A 3641-nucleotide genomic window follows, 5' to 3' on the forward strand; every position below is an offset into this window, starting at 1 on the left:
CGGACAGCGCCTCGCCGTCCCCGAGGGAGGCCGCGGCCTCGCGGGAGGCCAGCGCGTACTGTGCGGGGTCGTGCTGGTCGGCGTCCTCGCCGACCACGACGGCGCGGCGCTCCAGTGCGGCGCGGGTGGTGGCCAGGGACCAGCCGACGTCGCGCGGGGACGCCGAGCCGACGTGCTCGCGCAGCCGGGCGGCCTGCTCGCGCAGGGCGTCCCCGGTGCGGGCGGACAGCGCCCACGGCACCAGGCCGGACGGCTGCGGTTCGGCGGGCTCGGGCTCTGCGGCGGGTTCGGCGGCGGGGGCCTGCTCCAGCACGACGTGCGCGTTGGTGCCGCTGATGCCGAACGAGGACACGCCCGCGCGGCGCGGACGACCGGTCTCCGGCCACGGGCGGGCCTCGGTGAGCAGCTCGACCGCGCCCTCGGACCAGTCGACCTGCGGGGTGCGCTCCCCCACGTGCAGGGTGCGGGGCAGCACGCCCTCGCGCATCGCCATGACCATCTTGATGACGCCCGCGACACCGGCCGCGGCCTGGGTGTGGCCGACGTTCGACTTGATCGAGCCCAGCCACAGCGGCTCGGTGCGGTCCTGGCCGTAGGTGGCCAGCAGCGCCTGCGCCTCGATCGGGTCGCCCAGGCGGGTGCCGGTGCCGTGCGCCTCGACGGCGTCGACCTCGGTGTGCGACAGGCCCGCCATGGACAGCGCGGCGCGGATGACCCGCTGCTGCGACGGCCCGTTGGGGGCGGTCAGGCCGTTGGACGCGCCGTCCTGGTTGATCGCGGAGCCCTTGACCACGGCCAGGACCTCGTGGCCGTTGCGGCGCGCGTCGGACAGCCGCTCCAGCACGAGCACGCCCACGCCCTCGCCCCAGGCGGTGCCGTCGGCGTCGGCGGAGAACGACTTGGAGCGGCCGTCGGCGGCCAGGCCGCGCTGGAGGCTGAAGTCCAGGAACGTGTCGGGCGTGGCCATGACGGTGACACCACCGGCCAGGGCGAGCGAGCACTCGCCGCCGCGCAGGGCCTGCGCGGCCAGGTGGATCGACACCAGCGACGAGGAGCACGCGGTGTCCACGGAGACGGCCGGGCCTTCGAGGCCGAGCACGTACGCGACGCGGCCGGAGGCGACGCTGGCGAGCGAGCCGTTGCCCAGGTACCCGGCCAGGTCCTCCGGGATGTCCTTCAGCCGCAGGGCGTAGTCGTGGTACATGATGCCCGCGAACACGCCGGTCGGGCTGCCCTTGAGCGAGGTCGGGTCGATGCCCGCGCGCTCCAGCGCCTCCCAGGCGGTCTCCAGCAGCAGGCGCTGCTGCGGGTCCATCGCGGTGGCCTCGCGCGGGCTGATGCCGAAGAACTCGGCGTCGAAGTCCAGCGCGTCGTCCAGGAAGCCGCCCTCGACCGAGTAGGTGCGGCCGGGCTTGCCGGGCTCGGGGTCGTAGAGCGAGTCGACGTCCCAGCCCCGGTCGTCGGGGAAGCGGGAGATACCGTCGACGCCGTCGGCGACCAGGCGCCACAGCTCCTCGGGGGTGGTGACGCCGCCGGGGAAGCGGCAGCTCATGCCGACGACGGCGATGGGCTCGTCGTCCACCGCGGTGGCGGTGGCGCGCTGGACGGGCGCGGCGGCGGCGCGGTCGCCGAGCGCCTTGTCCTTCAGGTGCCCGACCAGGGCGAGCGGGGTCGGGTAGTCGAACACCAGGGTCGCGGGCAGCCGCAGGCCGGTGGCGGTGGTGAGCCGGTTGCGCAGCTCCACGGCCGCCAGCGAGTCGAAGCCGATCTCGCTGAACGCGCGCTTGGGCTCGATGGCGTCGCCGCCGCCGTGGCCGAGGACCGCCGCGACGTGCGCGCGGACCAGGTCGAGCAGGACGCGGTCCCGGTCGGCCTCGGGCAGCTCGGCCAGGCGCGCGCCGAGGCTGTCACCGCCGGACTGGGCCGCTCCCCCGGCGGCGCGGCGCGCGGCGGTGGGGGCGAGGACGCGCAGCAGGGCCGGGACGCCGTCCTGGCGGGCGCGCAGCGCGGTCAGGTCGAGGCGGACCGGGGCGAGCACCGGCTCGGTGGTGGTGAGCGCGGCGTCGAGCAGCGCCAGGTTCTCCTCGGGGGTCAGGCCCGGCATCCCGGAGGCCTCGATGCGGTGCAGGGCGGCGGCGTCGAGCACCGAGCCCATGCCGCTCTCCCCCAGCCACAGGCCCCAGGTGAGGGCGGTGGCGGGCAGGCCCTCGGCGCGGCGGCGCTCGGCCAGCGCGTTGAGGAACAGGTTCGCGGCGGCGTAGTTGCCCTGGCCGGGGTTGTCGAGCAGCGCGGCCAGCGAGGAGTACAGGACGAACGCGGTCAGGTCGCGGCCCTGGGTCAGCTCGTGCAGGTGCCAGGCGGCGTCGGCCTTGGGGCGCAGCACCTCGTCCACGCGCTCGGCGGTGAGGGCGCCGACCGTGCCGTCCGCGACGACACCGGCGGTGTGCACGACGGCGGTCAGGTCGGTGTTGCCGTCGAGCAGGTCGGCGACGGCGGCGCGGTCGGCCACGTCGCAGGCCACCACGCGGGCGGTCGCGCCGAGGTCGGCCAGCTCCGCGACCAGCTCGGTCGCGCCGGGCGCGTCGGGGCCGCGGCGGCTGGTGAGCACCAGCCTCCGGGCGCCCCTGGCGGCCAGGTGCTTGGCGACCAGCGCGCCGAGGCCGCCGGTTCCGCCGGTGACCAGGGTGGTGCCCTCGCCCGCCCACGGGTCGTCGGCGGGCTCCTCGACCGGGACGCGCGCCAGGCGCGGCACGGAGACCTTGCCCGCGCGCACGGACAGCTCCGGCTCGCCGGTGGCGACGGCCGGGAGCAGCTGGGCGGCGGACTCGGGGGCGTCGTCCAGGTCGACCAGGGTGAAGCGGTCCGGGTTCTCCGCCTGCGCGGCGCGGACCAGGCCCCACACCGGGGTGTGCGCGAGGTCCGCGTCGCGGACGCCCCTGGTGACCACGACCAGGCGGGACGGGCCGAAGCGCTCGTCGGCGAGCCACTGGCGGACCACGGTGAGCACCGAGTCGAGCGCGGCGCGGACGTCGACGAGGACGTCACCGGTGCTCGTCGGGACGTGGTGGACGACGGTCTCGGGCACGGTCGCGCCCGAGGTGAGGGCGGCGCCCAGCGCGGCGAGGTCGGCGTGGCCCGCGCCGAGCACGGTGGCCGGGCGGACCGGGCCGGACGGGACGGGCCGCGAGACCCACTCCTGGCGCAGCAGCGACTCGTGGTGCTCGCGGCGGGCGGCGGCGAGCTGCTCGGCGGTGACCGCGCGGGAGACGAACGAGCCCACCGTGGCGACCGGCGCGCCCGCCGGGTCGGTGATGGTCAGCGACACCGCGTCGGACCCGGCGGGGCTGATGCGCACGCGCACCGCCGACGCGCCGGTGGCGTGCAGGACGACGTCGTTCCAGGCGAACGGGACGCGCACCTCGCCGGGGTCGCCGGGCGCCGTGCCCGCGACGTCCACGGCGTGCAGGGCGGCGTCGAGCAGCGCGGGGTGCAGGCCGAAGGAGGCGGCGGACGCGGCGACCGACTCGGGCAGCGCCACCTCGGCGTACACCTCGGCGGAGGGGCCGGTCCCGCGCCGCCACGCCTTGCGCAGGCCCTGGAACACCGGGCCGTAGCCGTAGCCCAGCGCGGCGAGGTCGGCG

At 77.0% G+C, this 3641-nt stretch carries 1 protein-coding gene; it reads right to left on the reverse strand.

Translation table 11 applies throughout. The features are described 5' to 3' along the window. A partial coding sequence (locus ACTUAL_RS30975; protein ID WP_440902712.1) for a type I polyketide synthase occupies positions 1 to 3641 on the reverse strand: 3641 nt, incomplete at both ends.

The organism is Actinosynnema sp., from assembly GCF_052038725.1.